The organism is Xanthomonas sp. NCPPB 3218 (genome assembly GCF_056725185.1).
Genome location: NZ_CM161516.1, coordinates 3,777,513 through 3,795,335, shown reverse-complemented (window position 1 = coordinate 3,795,335; position 17,823 = coordinate 3,777,513). Strand labels below are relative to the sequence as shown.

The 17,823-nt window shown below is 66.8% G+C and carries 13 protein-coding genes; 6 read left to right on the top strand and 7 right to left on the bottom strand.

The features are described from left to right. Nucleotides 1–290 precede the first annotated feature (290 nt). A complete protein-coding gene (locus AC1PLS_RS15755) occupies nt 291–1,172 on the bottom strand; it encodes an outer membrane protein assembly factor BamD (protein WP_024939405.1) in 882 nt (293 codons plus the stop codon). Between the two features lie 120 nt (nt 1,173–1,292). Here AC1PLS_RS15755 and rluD point away from each other — a divergent pair, with 120 nt between their 5' ends. The 4 genes from rluD to AC1PLS_RS15735 all read left to right on the top strand — a co-directional run bounded on the left by rluD (nt 1,293) and on the right by AC1PLS_RS15735 (nt 4,128). Continuing rightward, nucleotides 1,293–2,288: a 23S rRNA pseudouridine(1911/1915/1917) synthase RluD gene (gene rluD, locus AC1PLS_RS15750; protein WP_054592204.1), complete on the top strand. Its 996-nt coding sequence runs from the start codon at nt 1,293–1,295 to the stop codon at nt 2,286–2,288. A 1-nt stretch (nt 2,289) separates the two neighbouring features. Then, nucleotides 2,290–3,105, top strand: coding sequence for a peptidoglycan editing factor PgeF (gene pgeF / locus AC1PLS_RS15745; protein WP_226427341.1), 816 nt, complete (start codon nt 2,290–2,292; stop codon nt 3,103–3,105). 2 nt (nt 3,106–3,107) lie between these two features. Next, complete coding sequence (locus AC1PLS_RS15740) at nt 3,108–3,632, top strand: DUF4166 domain-containing protein (protein ID WP_481104505.1); 525 nt, start codon at nt 3,108–3,110, stop codon at nt 3,630–3,632. Nucleotides 3,633–3,702: 70 nt separating this feature from the next. After that, nucleotides 3,703–4,128 (top strand): thiol-disulfide oxidoreductase DCC family protein, encoded by a 426-nt coding sequence (locus tag AC1PLS_RS15735; protein WP_481104504.1) that lies wholly within the window; start codon nt 3,703–3,705, stop codon nt 4,126–4,128. 102 nt (nt 4,129–4,230) lie between these two features. Here AC1PLS_RS15735 and AC1PLS_RS15730 read toward each other — a convergent pair whose 3' ends face one another. The 6 genes from AC1PLS_RS15730 to AC1PLS_RS15705 form a co-directional block, all read right to left on the bottom strand. Then, nucleotides 4,231–6,099 carry a methyl-accepting chemotaxis protein gene (locus tag AC1PLS_RS15730; RefSeq protein WP_481103846.1) on the bottom strand — a complete coding sequence of 623 codons (1,869 nt, stop codon included), beginning with the start codon at nt 6,097–6,099 and terminating at the stop codon, nt 4,231–4,233. Between the two features lie 544 nt (nt 6,100–6,643). Then, entirely contained in the window at nt 6,644–9,082 is a 2,439-nt protein-coding gene (locus tag AC1PLS_RS15725; RefSeq protein ID WP_172641715.1) for a glucose/quinate/shikimate family membrane-bound PQQ-dependent dehydrogenase, read from the bottom strand. Between the two features lie 612 nt (nt 9,083–9,694). Continuing rightward, on the bottom strand, nt 9,695–11,062 hold the full coding sequence (gene otsA, locus AC1PLS_RS15720) for an alpha,alpha-trehalose-phosphate synthase (UDP-forming) (RefSeq protein ID WP_024939412.1): 1,368 nt from the start codon (nt 11,060–11,062) through the stop codon (nt 9,695–9,697). Beyond that, on the bottom strand, nt 11,059–12,837 hold the full coding sequence (locus AC1PLS_RS15715) for a glycoside hydrolase family 15 protein (protein ID WP_039519409.1): 1,779 nt from the start codon (nt 12,835–12,837) through the stop codon (nt 11,059–11,061). The genes otsA and AC1PLS_RS15715 overlap by 4 nt, the downstream gene beginning before the upstream one ends. Nucleotides 12,838–12,885: 48 nt before the next feature. After that, entirely contained in the window at nt 12,886–13,644 is a 759-nt protein-coding gene (otsB, locus tag AC1PLS_RS15710) for a trehalose-phosphatase (RefSeq protein WP_481103845.1), read from the bottom strand. 127 nt (nt 13,645–13,771) lie between these two features. Further along, nucleotides 13,772–16,207: a TonB-dependent receptor plug domain-containing protein gene (locus AC1PLS_RS15705; RefSeq protein WP_481103844.1), complete on the bottom strand. Its 2,436-nt coding sequence runs from the start codon at nt 16,205–16,207 to the stop codon at nt 13,772–13,774. A 229-nt stretch (nt 16,208–16,436) separates the two neighbouring features. Between AC1PLS_RS15705 and AC1PLS_RS15700 the strand changes: the two genes are divergently transcribed. Both AC1PLS_RS15700 and AC1PLS_RS15695 read left to right on the top strand, forming a co-directional pair. Then, entirely contained in the window at nt 16,437–16,910 is a 474-nt protein-coding gene (locus AC1PLS_RS15700; RefSeq protein ID WP_024939416.1) for a DUF3574 domain-containing protein, read from the top strand. Nucleotides 16,911–16,921: 11 nt separating this feature from the next. After that, nucleotides 16,922–17,794, top strand: coding sequence for an XAC2610-related protein (locus AC1PLS_RS15695; protein ID WP_481103843.1), 873 nt, complete (start codon nt 16,922–16,924; stop codon nt 17,792–17,794). The last annotated feature ends 29 nt before the right edge of the window (nt 17,795–17,823 follow it).

The following is a 17,823-nucleotide window of genomic DNA, read 5'->3' as shown; positions in this document are numbered from 1 at the left end:
GAGCTTCTTCAGGGCCGAGTATAGGCAGCGCACCGGCGCGGTTCGGTGACCTGGTGCCGGGTCTGGCGACGTGCCCGCAGCTGTCGCAGGCAGGCGCGCCCCGCGTTGCGCGAGAGGGTGGGGCGCGGGCGCGGAATGCGGGACGGCCGATCTCCCGGTCGATCAGGCGTCATTGTCGCCAGGCATCGCGAGTGCCTGCGGCAGCCGGCGCGCCGTCACCGCCGCAGGCGCGTTACCGCAATAAAAAAGGGGCCTTGCGGCCCCTTCTCATCACACCGGCGACTACTGTCTCAGTCGCGGCTCATCTGTGCGTTGCGCTGACCGGTGGCGGCAGACTTCTCGCCGGCGAACGGGTTGAGCTTGCGGATGGCCCAGGGATACTTCGGCCAGTCGCCGGTCAGCCACGGGTGCTGCGGGCTGTTGAGCTCCAGCACGCGGCGTGCGTCGGCGGCCAGGGTCTTGTTGCCCAGGTGGGTGTAGGCCTCTGCCAGCACCGCGACCGCGTCGTATTGGTAGGCGCTCTGCGGATAGGTTTCCAGCAGGTAGTTGGCGCGACCGGCCGCCGAGACCCAGGCATTGCGCCGCAGGTAGTACAGCGCGTTGTCCAGTTCATGCTGGGCGAACACGTCGCGCAGCTCGATCATGCGCTTGCGCGCATCCGGCGCGTAGCGGCTGTTCGGGTAGCGGTCGGTGACGGTGTTGAAGTCGTTGTAGGCCTGCTGCGGCGAGGACAGGTCGCGACGGCTCGGATCCAGCGACCACACGCGGCGCAGGAACACCGTATCGCGGTTGCTGTTGGCCAGCCCGCGCAGGTAGTACAGATACGAGATGTTGCGATGGGTCGGATAGGTCCGAATGAAGCGGTCGACGCTGGAGACGGTGTCATCGTGCTTGCCGGCCTTGTACTGGGCATAGGCGGTTTCGATCATCGCCTGCTCGGTGTACGGGCCGTACGGGTACTGGGCGATCAGGCGCTTGTAGCTGGCTTCGGCGCCGGCCCAGTTGCCTTTCTCCATCAGGCCGTGGCCCTTGCCGTAGAGCTGCTCGACCGGCATGCCCTCATCGGGATTCTTGTCCTTGGCGCCGCGGTGGCAGCCGGTGACGACGAACGCCATGACCAGCATGAGGGCAATCAGGCGCGCAGGCGCGGAAAACGTGGACCGTCGGATCATGGGTCTGGGCAGGACGCATCAGGAAAACGAGAGCGCGATGATAGCCTAGTGGCCTGTCCGGCGACTGACTCCCGCCGCCCGGACCGCCAAATTCCCGCTTTTGCCTGAGTGCCCGTGTCCATGTCCGACCCATCTGCCGACCCCCTCGACCCGTCCATCCGCCAGGCCATCGTGCCCGACAACGCCGCTGGACGCCGTTTCGACGCGGTGCTGGCCGAGCTGTTCCCCGAATTCTCGCGCTCGCGCCTGTCGGAGTGGATCAAGTCCGGCGATGCGCTGCTGAACGGGGAAATGGCGCGCCCGCGCGACACCTTGCGCGGCGGCGAGAGCGTGCAGGTGCAGGTGGTGCTGGAAACCCAGACCCACGCCGCGCCGCAGGACATCCCGCTGAGCGTGCTGTACGAAGACGACCAGGTACTGGTGATCGACAAGCCGGCCGGGCTGGTGGTGCACCCGGGCGCGGGCAATCCGGACGGTACCCTGGTCAACGCCTTGCTGTTCCGCGACCCGGCGCTGGCGGCAGTGCCGCGCGCAGGCGTGGTGCACCGGCTGGACAAGGACACCAGTGGGGTGATGGTGGTGGCGCGTACCGTGCAGGCGCAGACCGCGCTGGTGGAACAGCTGTCCGCACGCGATGTGCATCGCCAGTATCTGGCGGTGGTGGTGGGCGCGCTGGTCTCCGGCGGCACCGCCAACGCGCCGATCGACCGCCATCCGCGCGATCGGCTGAAGATGGCGGTGCGTGACGACGGCCGCGATGCGGTCACCCATTACCGCCTGCGCGAGCGCTTCCGCGCGCACACCGCGCTGGAATGCCGGCTGGAAACCGGGCGCACCCACCAGATCCGCGTGCACATGGCGCATCTGAAGTCGCCGATCGTCGGCGACCCGCTGTACGGCGGCGCGCTCAAGCTGCCCAAGGGCGCCACCGACGAACTGGTGCACGAGCTGCGCACCTTCAAGCGCCAGGCGCTGCATGCCGAAACCCTGGAATTCCTGCACCCGGTCAGCGGCGAGCCGGTGCGCGCCAGCGCGCCGGTACCGGCCGACCTGCAGCGGCTGATGACGGCCCTGCGCGAAGACAGCGCACGCGCCGCCGAGCTGGCACGCCGCTGACGTGGCCGCCGCCGCACCCTTCGTGCTGCCGGCCGACTGGCCGGCGCCACCACGCATCCATGCGCTGACCACGCTGCGTCACGGCCTGGGCGGCTCGCTGGCGCCGTTCGACACGCTCAACCTCGGCAACCGCAACAGTGCCGATGGCGACGCGCCGGAGCAGGTGGAACGCAACCGGGCGCTGCTGGTCGAGGCGCTGGTACTGCCCGGTACCCCGCAGTGGCTGCGTCAGGTGCATGGGGTGGAGGTACTGCGTGTCGACGCGCCCGTGCTCGCGCCCGGCGAACAGCCGCCTGCAGCAGGCACTGTCGCGCCAGGCGCGCAGGAACCGGTCGCCGATGCAGCGGTGACCGCTGTGCCCGGCGTGGTGCTGGCGATCCTCACCGCCGATTGCCTGCCGGTCGTGCTCGCCGCTGGCGATGGCAGCGAAGTGGCCGCCGCGCATGCAGGGTGGCGCGGCCTGGCCGACGGCATGCTGGAGCGCAGCGTGGCGGCGATGCGCACGCCGCCGCAGCAGGTGATGGCATGGTTGGGGCCGGCAGCGGGGCCGCAGGCCTATGAAATCGGTGAAGACGTGTTCAACGCCTTCGTCGCGCACGATGCGCAGGCGCAACGCGCGTTTGTCGCGACCCGCCCGGGGCATTGGCGGGTGGACTTGTATACGTTGGCGCGTCAGCGCCTGCAGCATGCCGGTGTGCCGGCCAGCGCCATCCATGGCGGCGGGCTGTGCACCATTTCCGAGCCGCAACGTTTCTTCTCGCATCGTCGCGACCGCCGCAGCGGACGCATGGCCACGCTGGCATGGATCGCGCCCTGAGCGTGCCGTTGTTTGCGCAGGTGTTGGGGCAGGGCGCGTTCGCGCAGCTGCCTGCGCCGGTGCGCGCGCTGCATTCGGTGCAGCAGCGGCAGACCTTCGCCGGCCGGGCAAGGATTCAACGCGGCACGCATGCGCTGGTCCCGTTACTGGCACTGTTGAGCCGCTTGCCGCGCAGTGGCGAGGTGGAGGTCGAAGTAGAGTTTCTTGCAGACGCGGCGGGCGAGCGCTGGCATCGGCGGTTCGGCGGCCTGCCGATGCATTCGCGCCTGTGGCGTGAGGGCACGCGCCTGCGCGAACATCTGGGCGCGGTGCGGTTCGAATTCGCGCTGCGCGCCGACGCGCAATCGCTGTACTGGCAGGCCACCCGGGTGTGGGCATTGGGCTGGATCCGGTTGCCTGCGCGCTGGTTCGAGCAGGTGCGTTGCCGCGAGCATGCCGACGCCGGGCGTTACGGGTTCCTGGTCGACGTGCACTTGCCGCTGGTCGGCCAGTTCATTCGCTACGAGGGCTGGCTTGAACCGCGTTGATCCACCGCTCGTTGACGTGTCTCAGCTGGAGACATCTCAGTTGGAGACCCCTCACTCGAAGCCGTCGCGCGTGGAGCCGCCCGGCCGTCAGCCAGGTGCTGTGCCCGCGACCATCGTGTTCGATGGCGTGTGCCTGCTGTGCAATGGCTGGGTCAGGTTCCTGCTGCGTCACGATCGACGCGGGCATTATCGCTTTGCCGCAATGCAGGGCCAGGCCGGACGTGCGCTGTTGCAGCAGCATGGGCTGGATCCGGACGACCCGTTGTCGTTTCTGCTGGTGGATGACCGCGGTGCATGGACCGACAGCGACGCGATCGTGCGGGTGCTGGCCGGGTTGGGCGGCTTCTGGCGGCTGGCCACGGTGTTGCGCGTGGTACCGCGTCGCGTGCGCGACATCGGCTATCGCCTGATCGCACGCCATCGCTACCGCTGGTTCGGTCGCAGCGAGCATTGCATGCTGCCGACACCGGAGCAGCGCGAGCGGTTTCTCGACTAGCGCCCCAGCTAGACGTAGGAGCGCACCTGGGCGCGATGGGGCGTTACCGGGAAAGCTTCGTCGCGCCCAGGTGCGCTCCTACGGTGATTCCGTGACGGCGGCTTACGCGGCTGCGTTTTTGAAGCTTGCGGGCGCTGCTTTCGGGTTGCCGCTGTGCGCAGGCTGCAGGCGGAAGATCGACACCGCATCGGCCAGTTCCACGGCCTGTTCTTCCAGGCTGCGCGCGGCGGCGGTGGCTTCTTCCACCAGCGCGGCGTTGCGTTGGGTGACTTCGTCCAGTTGCGCGACGGTACGGTTGACCTGTTCGATGCCGCTGGATTGCTCGGCGCTGGCGGCGGTGATCTCGCTCATGATGTCGGTGACGTGTTTGACCGAGCCGACGATCTCGCGCATGGTCGCGCCGGCGCGGTGCACCAGGCCCGAGCCCAGTTCGACCTTGTCGGTGGAGTCGGCGATCAGCGTCTTGATCTCCTTGGCCGCATCGGCCGAGCGTCGCGCCAGCGCGCGCACTTCCGAGGCGACCACCGCAAAGCCGCGGCCCTGTTCGCCGGCGCGTGCGGCTTCCACCGCGGCGTTGAGCGCCAGGATATTGGTCTGGAAGGCGATGCCGTCGATGACGCCGATGATCTCGCCGATCTTGCGCGAGGCAGTGCTGATCTGGCCCATGGTGGACACCACATCGTCCATCACCTGGCCGCCGTTCTGCGCGACTTCGCCGGTGCCCACCACCAGCCGGTTGGCCTGCAGCGCGCTGTCGGCGTTCTGCTTCACGGTGGAGGTGAGTTCTTCCATGGAGCTGGCGGTTTCTTCCAGATTGGCGGCCTGTTGCTCGGTGCGCTCGGACAGGTCGGCGTTACCGGCGGCGATTTCCACCGCCGCGCGGCGGATCGTGTCCGATGCGATCTGGATGTCGCCGATGATCTCGGTCAGCCGGGTCACGGTCTGGTTGGTGTCGTCGCGCAGGCGCGCGAAGATGCCGTGCGCATCGCCCTCCACGCGCTGGGTGAGGTCGCCTTCGGCCAGTGCACCGATCACCCGCGCCAAGGCGGCCAGGTGGGTTTCCACCGAGTCGTAGATGCGGTTGATGCCCTGCGCCAGCGACAGCAGCACGCCATCCATGCCGTCGATTTGCATGCGCCGGCTGAAATCGCCGGCCGCGGCGGCATCGATGATCTGGATCAGCGCCTGCTCGGCGTTGACCTGCGCGGTGACGTCCATCCACTGCGCGATGGTGCCGAGCTTGGTGCCGTCGGCGGCGATGATCGGGCTGTAGACGAAGTCGATCTGGCGGCCGAAGAACGGCGCGCGCACCGCCTTGGAGGCGGTCAGCGCACGCATGCGGTCGATCGCGGCCTGGCTGTCGGGATAGATGTCGCCGATGCTGCCGCCGACGAAGCCTTCGGCATGGAAGCTGGGGCGGAAGCTCTGCACATCCGGCTCGATCAGCTTGAGCATCGCCAGCAGTTTGCGGTTGGCGAACAGCACCTGGCCGTCGTCGTCGGCGATGCGGATCATGGTGTCCAGATCGTCCAGCGCCTTGATCACGAACTGGCCGTGGCGCAGCCCCTGTTCCATCACATCGAGACGGATGGCCAGCTTGTCCTGGGTCGCCTGCAGGGCGTGCAGCAATGGCGCGAGTTCGCCGGAGGCGGTGCGCAGATCCAGGCGCTGAAAGCGCCCTTCACCGATGGCGGTCACCGTGCCGATCGCCTGTTGCAGTTGCGCCACACCGCGCCGGCGTGCCCACCACCACAGCCCGGCACTTGCCGCGCCCAGTACCAGCAGCGCCGGCAGCAAGCGGCCCAAGCCGGTCCAGACGCCGCCGGGCAGCAGCGTGGCGGCGTAGAGCGTCAGCAAGCCCAGCAGCCCGATCTGTGCAGCGGCAGGCAGCCATGCGGCCGTGCTGGCACGCGCAAGGTTCCGGCCGGAAGGCGGGCGGGAGACGGCGGTGGCATCGGGTGAGGGCGACATAGGCTGAGTCCAACTGAGTGATTCGGAGTGGGGAGCGGCGTCCTGCGCTGCATGGGCTGCTATGGGGTATCGGCGGCCGAGCCCGAATCATGACGGCGTGAAATCACCGTTCGTCGGAATCTGCCGACCAGACCCCCAAAAACACCGATGTAGTTGATTTGGAAGCGGTTTCAGTACCGCCCGATGTGCTGTAAAAATGCGACTTTCAGCCAAACGCCGGTCTTGCAATTGTAAATCCCACGTGAAATATCAGCTGGCTCCGTAAACACTTCGTAGACCGCGACGCCACGCAGTCCGATCGCATGCACGCAATCAAGACTGACCAGTGGCGCCATCGGTGCAACGCAACGAACATGCATCGAAGCGCGGGGAATCGGGAGTGGGGATTGGCGAATCGGGCGCGCCATCAATCCAGCCCAGCGGTGAAAGACGACAGAAAAGCGCTTTTCCCATTCCCGAATCCCGATTCCCGATTCCCAAAAAAAAACCGGCCATCTCACGATGACCGGTCTATCGATACCCAACTAGCTGACGCTACACCGGCTTACTTCGCCGGCTTGGCGCCCGCGTCGTCGGGCAGCGCCCAGGCGATCACGCTGTCGCCCGACTTGGTTTCCATGCGGTCGTGCCCACCCACGGCGGCCACGATGTACTGCTTGCCGTCGATGGTGTAGCTCAGCGGAGCGGCCTGCGGGCCGGCCGGCACGCGGGTCTCCCAGACCTGCTTGCCGGTGCGGGTGTCGAAGCCGCGCATGAAGTCGTCCAGGGTCGCGCCGATGAAGGTCACGCCGCCGGCGGTGGCCAACGAGCCGCTGTTGTTGGGCGTGCCGATCTCGAACTTGGTCTTGGACGGGATGCCCATCGGACCCTGGTCGTAACCGGTGCCCAGCGGACGCCGCCAGATCACCTGCTGGGTGCGCAGGTCCACGCCGGAGATGTAGCCCCACGGCGGTGCCACGCACGGCGTGTTGAGCGGCGACATCCACGGCTCCTTGCGGGCGCCGTAGGCCAGGCCCTTCTGCGCCATGTAGCCCGGCGTCTTGCTCTTGCCGTCGAACACCGACACCACGCCCAGCTCATTCATCTTTTCGCGGGTGTAGACCTGCAGGGTGTAGGGCAGGCGATTGCTGTTCATCACCATGATGCCGCGCTGCAGATCGACCGAGACGCCGCCCCAGTTGATGCCGCCGTGGTTGCCGGTGAAGGCCAGCGAGCCCTGCAGGGTCGGCGGGGTGAACATGCCTTCGTAGCGCAGCTGCTTGAACTGGATGCGGCAGGCCAGCTGGTCGAACGGGGTCATGCCCCAGGCGTCGGATTCGACGATGGTTTCGTACTCGCGGCTCGGTGCGCCCACGGTATTGGGCATGCCCGGCGAGATCGGCTGGGTGGCCGCGGTCCAGTCGCCATGATCGGTGCCCTGCGGCACAGCGATCTGCTTGACCGGCATGAGCGGGGCACCGGTGGCGCGGTCCAGCACGAACACCTGACCGGACTTGGTGGCCTGGATCACCGCAGGGCGGGTAGCGCCGCCGGCGACCGGCCAGTCGACCAGGTTCGGCTGCGGGCCGATGTCGTAATCCCACAGGTCGTGGTTGACGGTGCGGAAGTGCCAACGCTCCTTGCCGGTGGCCGCATCCACGGCAACCAGCGAGGCGGTGTATTCCTCATCCTGCGGGGTGCGGCCCTTGCCGAAGAAATCGCCCGAGGCATTGCCGGTCGGCAGATACACCAGGCCCAGTTCGTCGTCGGCCGCCATCAGCGACCACACGTTCGGGGTGGAACGGGTATAGGTCTGCCCGGCCGGCGGCTCGGCGGTGATCGCCGGGTTGCCCAGGTCCCAGGCCCAACGCAGCTGGCCGGTGAGCGCATCGAAGCCGCGCACCACGCCCGACGGCGCATCGCCTTCCTGGCCGTCACGCACCTGGCCGGTGGGCTGGATCACCACGCCGCGCATCACCACCGGCGGCGAGGTCGGGCCGACGAAGCCCGGCTTGGTGTTGCCGGTGCCGGCATTGAGATCGACAAAGCCGTTGTTGCCGAAGCTGGTGCACAGCTTGCCGGTCTGCGCGTCCAGCGCGCCGAGGCGGCCATCGACCATCGGCCAGAAGATCCGCGTCGGGCACTCGGCGGTGCCTTGCGGCGCCTGGTAGTACGACACGCCGCGGCAGGTGGTGGCGGCAACGCCGGCCATCGCCTTGGGGTTGGTCTGCGGGTCGAAGCGCCAGCGCTCCTTGCCGTTGGCCGCTTCCACCGCGATCACCTTCTGGGTCGGGGTGCAGATGTAGAGCAGCTCGCCGACCTTGAGCGGGGTGTTCTGGAAGGCGTAGCCCAGCTTGGAGCCGGCCGGCTTCAGATCGCCGGTATGGAATTCCCAGGCCACCTTCAGGTTCTTGGCGTTCTCCGGCGTGATCTGCGCACCGGGGGTGTAGTGGTTGGACAGGTTGGAGCCGGCGTACGAGGTCCAGTTGCTGGCATCGTGATTGGCCGCGACGTTGCCGTCCGGGCTGGGCACGTTGGCGCGGCTGAACGGCGTCGCATTCTCGGCCGGCAGCTTGGAGGCATCGGCCAGTTCGACATTGCGCGGCACCAGCAGTGGCCACAGGATCAGCGTCGCGCCCAGGATCGGCAGCACGCCAGTCACCAGCACATAGCCCAGCCCCGACAGCGGCTGCATACGGCGACGGGCCACGCCCCAGAACGGCAGCAGCACCAGCCCCAGCACCGACATCCAGGCCAGACGCGGGACCAGGCCCCAGCCATCCAGGCCCACTTCCCACAGCGCCCAGGCGATGGTGGCCGCCAGCGTGGCGCCAAACAGCCACAGGCCGGCACGCTTGCCCAGCGCCAGCAACACGCCGGCCAGGAACAGGCCGATGCCCGCCAGCAGGTAATACCAGGAGCCACCGACGGCGACCAGGCGGCCGCCCTCGTAGGCAAGCACCGCACCGAGCACGGCGATCACCACGGCATAGACCACCAGCAACCAGGTGCCTAGTCCACGTTTTGAGGATTGATCAGTCATTTTGAGATGTCAGGAAGGACCCAGGCACCGGCAGGCGGTGGCGAGTCGTGGAGGGAGCAAGATCACAGGCTGGCAAAGGGCGGCCTTGGATCCAACAAAAACGTCCTAAAGCAGAACGTCCGGATATGAACGCGCAGCCCCTCCCAGGGTCCTCAGCGCTACTCATGCAGATATTTTAGACCGCAATGACGCTTGTGTCCGTGACGGAATGAGAACCAATGTTCCAGGCCATGCGGTTGGGGCGCTGGAATTGCTCAAATCCGATATGGCTGGAGATTGCTGCAGGCGTCAGTCGGTGTTTGGTGCATTCGTGCGCCGCGACAAATGCAGGATCCTGCAGTAGTTCTATTGAGTTATTGACTCAAGCGGTGAGGTGGGGATTCGGCATTCGGGAGTTGGGATTTGTAGAAGCTGGGAGTTTGCGCTTCGGACATTTCCACTTGTACGTACACGCTTACTCTCATCCGCCCTTCGGGCACCTTCTCCCGAGGGGAGAAGGGGGGGGCGCTGCCGGTGCGCAGCGCGTCTGTGCTGATAGCGTGGTGCTGGCAGCCTGCGTTGCGGACACCGAAGTCAGATATCTGCAAGTGCCTGCAGGTAGCGCTGGCGCCAGTGATTGATGTTGTTCTTGCGCAGATGATCCATCATCGCGCTCCAGCGTTCGATACGGGTTGCCAGCGGCATGCTTGCCGCAGTGGCGATCGCGTCGGCCACGCCGTCCAGATCGTGCGGATTGACCAGCAGTGCCTCTTTCATTTCGTCCGCTGCACCGGCCAGCAACGACAGCACCAGGACGCCCGGATTCTGCGGATCCTGCGCCGCGACGAATTCCTTAGCGACCAGGTTCATGCCATCGCGCAGCGGTGTGACCAGGCCGACTGAGGCCGCACGATAGAAACCGGTCAACGTCGCATGGCTGAAGTTCTGATTGACGTAGCGCAGCGGCGTCCAATCCGGCTCGGCATGTCCACCGTTGATGTGGCCGGCGATCTGTTCCAGCTGCCCGCGCAACTGGCGGTACTCATTGACGTCGCCGCGCGATACCGGCGCAATCTGTAGATAGGTCAGGCTGCCGGATTGGTCCGGATAACGCTCCAGATAGCGCTCGAAGCCCTGGAAGCGTTCCGGCAGGCCCTTGGAATAATCCAGCCGGTCCACGCCGATCGCCAGTTGCCGGCCACGCAGGCTTTCGCGCAGGTCGCGCACCGCCTGCTTGCCGACCGAGGCCTTGGCCTGGTTGGCGATCAGGTCGGTATCGATCCCGATTGGGAACGCCGCAGCACTGAAGCGACGCCCGCCGGGGCCTTCGACGATGTCGCCGTCGAGAATGCGGCCGCCGCCGAACAGGCGCACATAGGCCTTGAAGCGCTCGGCATCGCGCTGGGTCTGGAAGCCGACCAGGTCGTACGCGTAGAACGTACTGAACAAGCGCGCGTGATCCGGCATCGCCTGCATCAGGTCGGCCGAGGGCATCGGCACGTGCAGGAAGAAGCCCATCTTGCAGCCCACACCCAGCTCGCGCAGCATCGCGCCCAGCGGAATCATGTGGTAATCGTGGATCCACAGCGTGTCGCTGTCCTTCAGCAACGGCGCCAGCTTTTCGGCGAACAGCCGGTTGACGCGCATATAGCCTTCGCGGGTGGCGCGGTCGTAATCGACCAGGTCCAGGCGGAAGTGCAGCAGCGGCCACAGCGTGCGATTGGCGAACCCGTTGTAGTACGAATCGATGTCGCGCTTGTTGAGGTCCATGGTGACGAACTTGATGTCGCCCTCGGTCTGTTCGTGCATGCCGCCGCTGTCGCCGCGGACGGTCTTGCCGCTCCAGCCGAACCACACACCGCCGCGCTCCTTGAGCGCAGCCAACAAACCAACCGCCAGCCCGCCGGCGCGGTTTTCGCCGGGCACTGCAACGCGGTTGGATACCACCACCAAACGACTCATGACGCCTCCTGCCAGCTCCGCGACAAGCGCATCGCTGCGATGATCAAGCCCACATGCGAATAGGTCTGGGGGAAATTCCCCCAGGCTTCGCCGTCTTCAAACGATAGATCCTCCGACAGCAAGCCGAGGTGATTGCGGCGCGAGAGGATGCGTTCGAACAATTCACGCGCCTCCTCCTTGCGACCGATCGCGGCCAGCGCGTCGATGTACCAGAACGTGCAGATGGTGAAGCTGGTTTCCGGCTCACCGAAGTCATCCGGTGCGATGTAGCGATACAGCGCATCGCCATGCTTGAGCACGCGGCCAACCGCTTCGACCGTGCGCACGAAGCGGCTGTCGTCGTTGGCGACGATACCGATATCGGCCAGCAGCAACAGCGATGCATCCAGGCGATGACCGCCCAGCGTATCGGTGAAATGGCCGCGCTCTTCGCTCCAGGCCTCGTCCAGCACGCGTTCGCGGATGGTGTCGGCGCGTTCGCGCCAGTAAACGCTGCGCTCGGGCAGCACCAGCCGGTCGGCGATCTTGGAGAGGCGGTCGCAGGCAGCCCAGCACATCGCGGCGGTATAGGTATGCACTTCAGCGCGGCCGCGGAATTCCCACAAGCCGGCATCGGGCACGTTGTGCAGCGCGAACGCGCGCTCGCCCAGTGGCTCCAGGCGGCGGAAGGTGTCCGCATCGCCCTGGTCCTTCAGGCGCAGATCGAAGAACAGCTGGGTGGAGGCCAGCACTACGCTGCCGTAGACATCGTGCTGCTGCTGGATCCAGGCCAGGTTGCCGCGGCGTACCGGGCCCATGCCGCGGTAGCCCTCCATCGTCTCGACTTCGTGCTCTTCCAGCTGGGATTCGAAACCGATGCCGTACAGTGGCTGCATGGTGCCGTCGGCGGTGGCGATGTTGAAGATGTAGCCGATGAACTGCTCCATCGTGCGGGTGGCGCCCAGGCGATTCAGCGCACGCACCACAAATGCGGCATCGCGCAGCCAGCAATAGCGGTAATCCCAGTTGCGCGGGGTGTTGGGGGCTTCCGGGATCGAGGTGGTCATCGCCGCGATGATGGCGCCGCTGTCTTCGTACTGGCACAGCTTGAGCGTGATTGCGCTGCGGATCACCGCTTCCTGCCAGTCGAGCGGAATCGACAGGTAGCGCACCCATTCGCGCCAGTATTCTTCGGTGCGTTCCTGCGCTTCCTGCACATAGCCGGTGAGCGAGCGGGTCAGCGATTCGTCCACGCCCAGCACCAGGTTGACCGGGTGGCTGAGCACGAACGGCAGGCCGTCGCGTACGAAGCGTACCGGCACGTCAGTGGTCAGGCGCAGGGTGAATTCGGGCAGCACCCAGCGGATGTGATTGCTGCCCCAGGTGGTTTCCGGGCTGCGTCCGCCCCAGTCGGCCAGCGGGCGGGCGCGCACGATGATGCGCGGGTTGCCGGCCAGCGGGCGGATCTGCCGGATGATGCTGACGGGCCGGTAGAAACGCCCGTTGTTGCGCCAGCGCGGTGCGAAGTCGATGACTTCCACTTCGCCGCCGTGGTGGTCGCGCAACACGGTGCGCAGCACAGCGGTATTGGGCAGATAGTGTTGCTCGCTGCTGGCGAAGTCCTCCAGCTCCACGGCAAAGTCACCGCCTTCGCGCTTGGGCGAGAGCAGCGAACAGAACGCCGGGTCGCCGTCGAACGCCGGCAGGCAACTCCACACCACGCGTGCCTGCCGATCGACCAATGCCCCAAAGCTGCAGTTGCCGATGACGCCCAGATCCAGGTTTGGCTCGGTCATGGAGTGCGAACGATCCTTTTGAAGAGAAGAGGGGAAGGCGCGCCGCGCTCAGGCCTGACGCGCGTTGCGTTGCAGCCACGCATGCACGTCGGCGGTGCCGTCGACGCGGAAGCGCGCGCTGGTCTGGGCGCGATCGCCGACCAGCACGCTCCAGCCGCCGAGACGATTGGCTGCTTCGAAACCGAATTCGTCGGTGAGGTCGTCGCCGACGAACACCGGCGTGCGGCCGGCGAATGCGCCCTGCTGCATCAGCTGTTCGACCGCCAAACCCTTGTTGCTGCCTTCGGGGACGAATTCGATCACGTGGTCGCCCGGTTGCAGGCGGTACCCGGAAAGCTGGGCGATTTCCTGCTGCGCAAAGGCGAGCACGTCGGGGCCGGCCAGCGGCTGTGCGCGCCAATGCAGCGCGACGCTGACGCCCTTGTCTTCGACCAGCACGCCGGGGTGCCGGTGCGTGAGTGCGGCGGCACGCTGATGCAGGCCATGCAGCCACTCGGAGGTGTCCTGCGGCATCGCCGCGCGTGCGGCGATATCGCTGCGCAGTTCGTGCCCGTGCAGGCCGGCGGCCGGAAGCAGCAACGGCGCGAACAAGGCGTCCAGTTGCGACAGCGGTCGGCCGCTGACCAGCGCCACGGCGCCATGCAGGCGGTCACTTAGCTGGCCGATGGCCGCGCGGACCTCGGGCAGGAGCCGCACAGCCTCGGGGCTGTCGGCAAAGTCGATGAGGGTACCGTCCACGTCCAGAAACAATGCGCAGGCATCGTCCAGCAATGGCGGCGACGGAAGGGGGGAGTGCACGTCTGCCATCACGCTAGTGTGCGCAAGGCGATGTGATATTCAGGTTATGCAACAGCGGGGAGTGGGAATTCGGGAGTGGGGATTGGCGATGCGCCGCCCTTGCCAATCCCGAATCCCCGATCCATCCATCCCGGCGTCAGAACGAGTAGCGCACCCGCCCGTACCAATACGCGCCGTTGCTGCCGATCGGCGAGAGCACGTCGTAGGGCAGGTTGCCGAAGTAGGCGATGTCGTCGATGGAGCGGTCCGAATAGTTGTCGAGAATGTTCTGGCCGCCGATTGCCAGCGTCCACTGCGTGCCCAGGTGGTACTCGGCTTCCAGGTCCAGCTGCCATTCCGCGCCATAGGTCTGGCGTGGCACGAAGCCGCCGCCGAAGTCGAACACGCGCGTGGCGCTGCCGTAGCGATTGACCCGGGTCTGCAGGTTCCAGTGTTCGTTGTTCCAGTTGGCGGCCAGCGCGGCGCGCGTGCGTGGTGCGGCATCGGTGAGCGTGTTGCTCTCTTCGACACCGAACAGCACGTAGTCCGGGTCCAGCGCGAGCAGCTGCGCCGGGGTGCCGATGACGTTCTTCAACTCGGTCTTGGCGTAGCTGTAGGTGCCGGTCAGCAGCAGGTCGCCGCCGAAGGCGTATTGGCGCCAGTTGCCGACCAGCTCGGCGCCGCGGGTGCGGGTGTCGGCGGCGTTGAGGAAATAGCTGGCGCTCTGCACGCCGGCGACGGCGAAGTTCTGCTGCACGAAGTCGGTCAGCGTGGTGCCGGTGATGTCTTCGGACAGCGCGATGCGGTCGTCGATATCGATCTGGAAGAAGTCCAGCGACAGGTCGAAGTGATCGCCCAGCTGGCTGGTGAATCCCAGGCTGTAATTGAGCGACTTTTCCGGCTTCAGGTCGGTGGCACCGAGCGCGCGTGCGATCGGGTTGTTGACCGACAGCAGGCGGCCCTGGGTCAGGCGGCCGGCGGCGTCGTAGCCGGTGGAGGTGGCTTCGTAGCCGATCTGGCTGAGCGAGGGCGCACGCACGTTGTTGGAGACCGCGCCGCGCAGCGCGAACGCCGGGGCGAAGGCATAGCGCGCGGCCAGCTTGCCGGTCCACTGGCTGCCGAAATCCTGGTAATGCTCGTAACGGCCGGCCAGGTCGGTGGAGAACTTGTCGCCGAACTGGCTGGACACGTTGGCATAGGCGCTGGCCACGTTACGCGACAGGTCGGCCTCGTCCTGCGGGGTCAGCCCACCGCCGGCCTGCGAGCCGGTGGGGCGATCGGTGAACGGGCCGGCCGCATAGCTGGCCGGGTCGCCGGCATGGGTGCGGTATTGCTCGCGGCGGAATTCGGCACCGGTGCCGAAGGTGTGGGTGGCGCCGGCCGCATCGAACACGCGGGTCAGATCCAGATTGCCCACGGTCTGCGCAAAGGCGAAATCGCCGGTCTTGAAGCGGGTGGTGCTGCCCGGGCCGAGCGAGGCGTTGAGCGAGTTGCGCAGCCGGTAGGTGAAGTCGTTGCGGCCGTAGTTGACGCTGGCGTCGTAGTCCCAGCTGCCGAGCTGCCCACGTGCGCCGGCGACGACCTGCAGGTCGCGGTTCTCGCCTTCGGAAATCGGGCGGTAGCCGTTGGGATAGATCTCACGCCAGTTGGCGCTGCCATCCGGGTAACGGAAGTAATTGGCGCCTTCGGTGTCGCGCTGGTTGTAGGTGCCGAAGGCGTAGAACTCGCCGGTGGCACTGAAGGGCACCTTGGTGTTGAGCCAGGCATTCAGGCCCTTGGTGGCGCCATCCCCGAGCACGTAATTGCGCTTGCCGGCCAGCGCCAGGTTGGCCGGGGTCTGCTCCTCGAACGACGGAATCTGGTCGAAGCCGGCGCGGTTGGTCGCCTCGCGATTCTTCAGCTCCAGGCCGACCTTGAAGAAGCCGCCGTCATCGCCGAGCAGGCTGCCGACCTTGGCGCTGGCGTAGCTGGTCTGGCCATCGGTGACGCGGCGATTGATCGGCTCCACGTCGGTGTTGTAGGCGCCGAAGCTGGCTTCCAGCTCGCCACGCTCGGGGTTGTCGTCCAGGATCACGTTGATGACGCCGGCGATCGCGTCCGAGCCGTACTGCGCGCCGGCACCGTCGCGCAGCACTTCGATGCGCTTGATCGCGTTGATCGGGATGGAGTTGAAATCCACTGGCGTGGTGCCCTTGCCGATCTTGCTGTCGGTATTGACCAGCGCCGAGGTGTGGCGGCGCTTGCCGTTGACCAGCACCAGCACCTGGTCGGGCGAGAGCCCACGCAGCTGCGCGGCGCGGATATGGTCGGCACCACCGGAGTTGGACTGGCGCGGGAAGTTGAACGAGGGCAGCAGCGCCTGCAGCGCGCTGCCCAGCTCGCCGTTGACCACGCCGGCCTTGCGGATGTCCTCGGCGGTGAGCACGTCCACCGGCACGGTCGATTCCAGCACGGTGCGGTCGCTGGCGCGGGTGCCGGTGACGATCACGGTGTCCAGCGTGGTGGCGCCGGGGGCGGCCTGCTGGGCCTGGGCGTTGACGCTCAACACGGCGGCCACGGCCAGGCCGATAGCCGAAAGGGTGGGGCGGGTCATCTCTCTCTCCTGCGACAGCAACTGCGAACGCGCCGCGCGGACGGCATCCGGCCGGGCAGGGGCGCAAAGGGGGTTCGGATCGTCCACATTCATCCGGATGGAGAGATATTATCGCGTTGTTCAGGCGCGTGCGAGATGGCACAGTGCGCGCACGCCGGCATCAGCTGATGCCGGCCCTGCATGAGCCCGCCCCCGATCCGTCGTAAACGCACCCGTTGTGGAGAAGTCGATGAAGTTGCTGCCGTCCTGCCTGCTTGCCGCCATGCTGGCGCTGTCCGCCTGCGCCACCACTCCCGGCGGCGCGCCGGGCCCGACCACTGCCAGCCTGCAGGGCGATGCGGCGCGGCCGGCGGCGGCGCGCGGCTGGGTGCGCAGCGAGCTGTACTTCGGCGTGGGCGAGGAAACCGGCCCGGCCGATCGCCCGCAGACCCGCACCATCGACGAAACCCAATGGCGGGCGTTTCTGGACAAGGAAGTGACCCCGCGCTTTCCCGACGGCCTGACCGTGTTCGACGCCTATGGCCAGTGGCTGTTCCGCGGTGCCAAGGAACCGAACCGGCTGGGCACCAAGGTGCTGGTGATCCTGCACGAGGACACCCCGCAGCGGCGCAACGACATCGAGGCGATTCGCCTGGCCTGGAAGCAGGCCACCGGCCACCAGTCGGTGCTGTGGTCGCGGCAGGCGGTGGAGGTGTCGTTCTGAGTCTGGCGACCATGCGGCTTGAACATCTGCACCGGCTGCGCGTGAGCGCTGCGCGCAAGCTGCTGTTCGCCGCACTGGGTGGGCTGTCGTTTGCGTGCTTTGCACGCGACACCAGCGTGCAGGTGACTCTGGACGCAAACACACAGGCGACCGCCACACTGGTCGGCGCGCGCCTGCATGTGGTGTTGGGCCCGGGCGGCAAGGAGCAATGGTTCGACGCGAACCTGGACGAGGGCGAAGGCGGCGCCGGTGTGGACAGCGACGACTACAACTTCGACGGACATGCGGATCTGGCGGTGTCGGCGATGCTCGGCCAGGTCAACGAAGCGGTGCTGGTCTTTGTGTTCGATCCGGCGCAACGGCGCTTTCGTGCGCTGACCGCGCCTACGCGCCCGGCAGTGCAGTGCGAGGGCTTCTTCAATCTGACGCCCGACAGGCAGCAGCGCAGCCTGACCAGCTCCTGCCGCAGCGGGCCGATGTGGTACGCCGATGTGTATCGCTACGCGGCCGATGGGCGGTTGTATGTGGCCAGGACGCAGCAGCCGATCGCCTCGCCCGACATCCAGACCTTGCTGGATCCAGGCACCGGCGATGGCATGCCGCTCTCGGTGTGGCCCAGTTACGACGCGCGCGGAGCGAAGCTTTCAAGCGAGATCGGCACCACCCTGGACGCGCCGATGCCGGTGCAACTGCGCGTGCAGGTGGCGCGTCTGCCGCTCTACGCCACCCCTACGGCGACCGGCACCAAGCGCTATCTGGTGCAGGGCGATCGGGCCGACGCGCTGGATGTCAGCGCCGATGCCACGCGCGTGCAGGTGCGCTATCGCAGTGCTGGCCGTGGCGACATCGTCGGCTGGATCGAGGTCGCTGCGGCAATGAAGTAGGGCCGTTGCTGCCACGCAGCCGCCTGGCA

Excerpts from the sequence above, each read along its gene's own strand:
- AC1PLS_RS15755 (WP_024939405.1), bottom strand. The coding sequence starts at position 1,172 with ATGATCCGACGGTCCACGTTTTCCGCGCCTGCGCGCCTGATTGCCCTC.
- rluD (WP_054592204.1), top strand. The coding sequence starts at position 1,293 with ATGTCCGACCCATCTGCCGACCCCCTCGACCCGTCCATCCGCCAGGCC.
- AC1PLS_RS15730 (WP_481103846.1), bottom strand. The coding sequence starts at position 6,099 with ATGTCGCCCTCACCCGATGCCACCGCCGTCTCCCGCCCGCCTTCCGGC.
- otsA (WP_024939412.1), bottom strand. The coding sequence starts at position 11,062 with ATGAGTCGTTTGGTGGTGGTATCCAACCGCGTTGCAGTGCCCGGCGAA.
- AC1PLS_RS15715 (WP_039519409.1), bottom strand. The coding sequence starts at position 12,837 with ATGACCGAGCCAAACCTGGATCTGGGCGTCATCGGCAACTGCAGCTTT.
- otsB (WP_481103845.1), bottom strand. The coding sequence starts at position 13,644 with ATGGCAGACGTGCACTCCCCCCTTCCGTCGCCGCCATTGCTGGACGAT.
- AC1PLS_RS15705 (WP_481103844.1), bottom strand. The coding sequence starts at position 16,207 with ATGACCCGCCCCACCCTTTCGGCTATCGGCCTGGCCGTGGCCGCCGTG.
- AC1PLS_RS15700 (WP_024939416.1), top strand. The coding sequence starts at position 16,437 with ATGAAGTTGCTGCCGTCCTGCCTGCTTGCCGCCATGCTGGCGCTGTCC.
- AC1PLS_RS15695 (WP_481103843.1), top strand. The coding sequence starts at position 16,922 with ATGCGGCTTGAACATCTGCACCGGCTGCGCGTGAGCGCTGCGCGCAAG.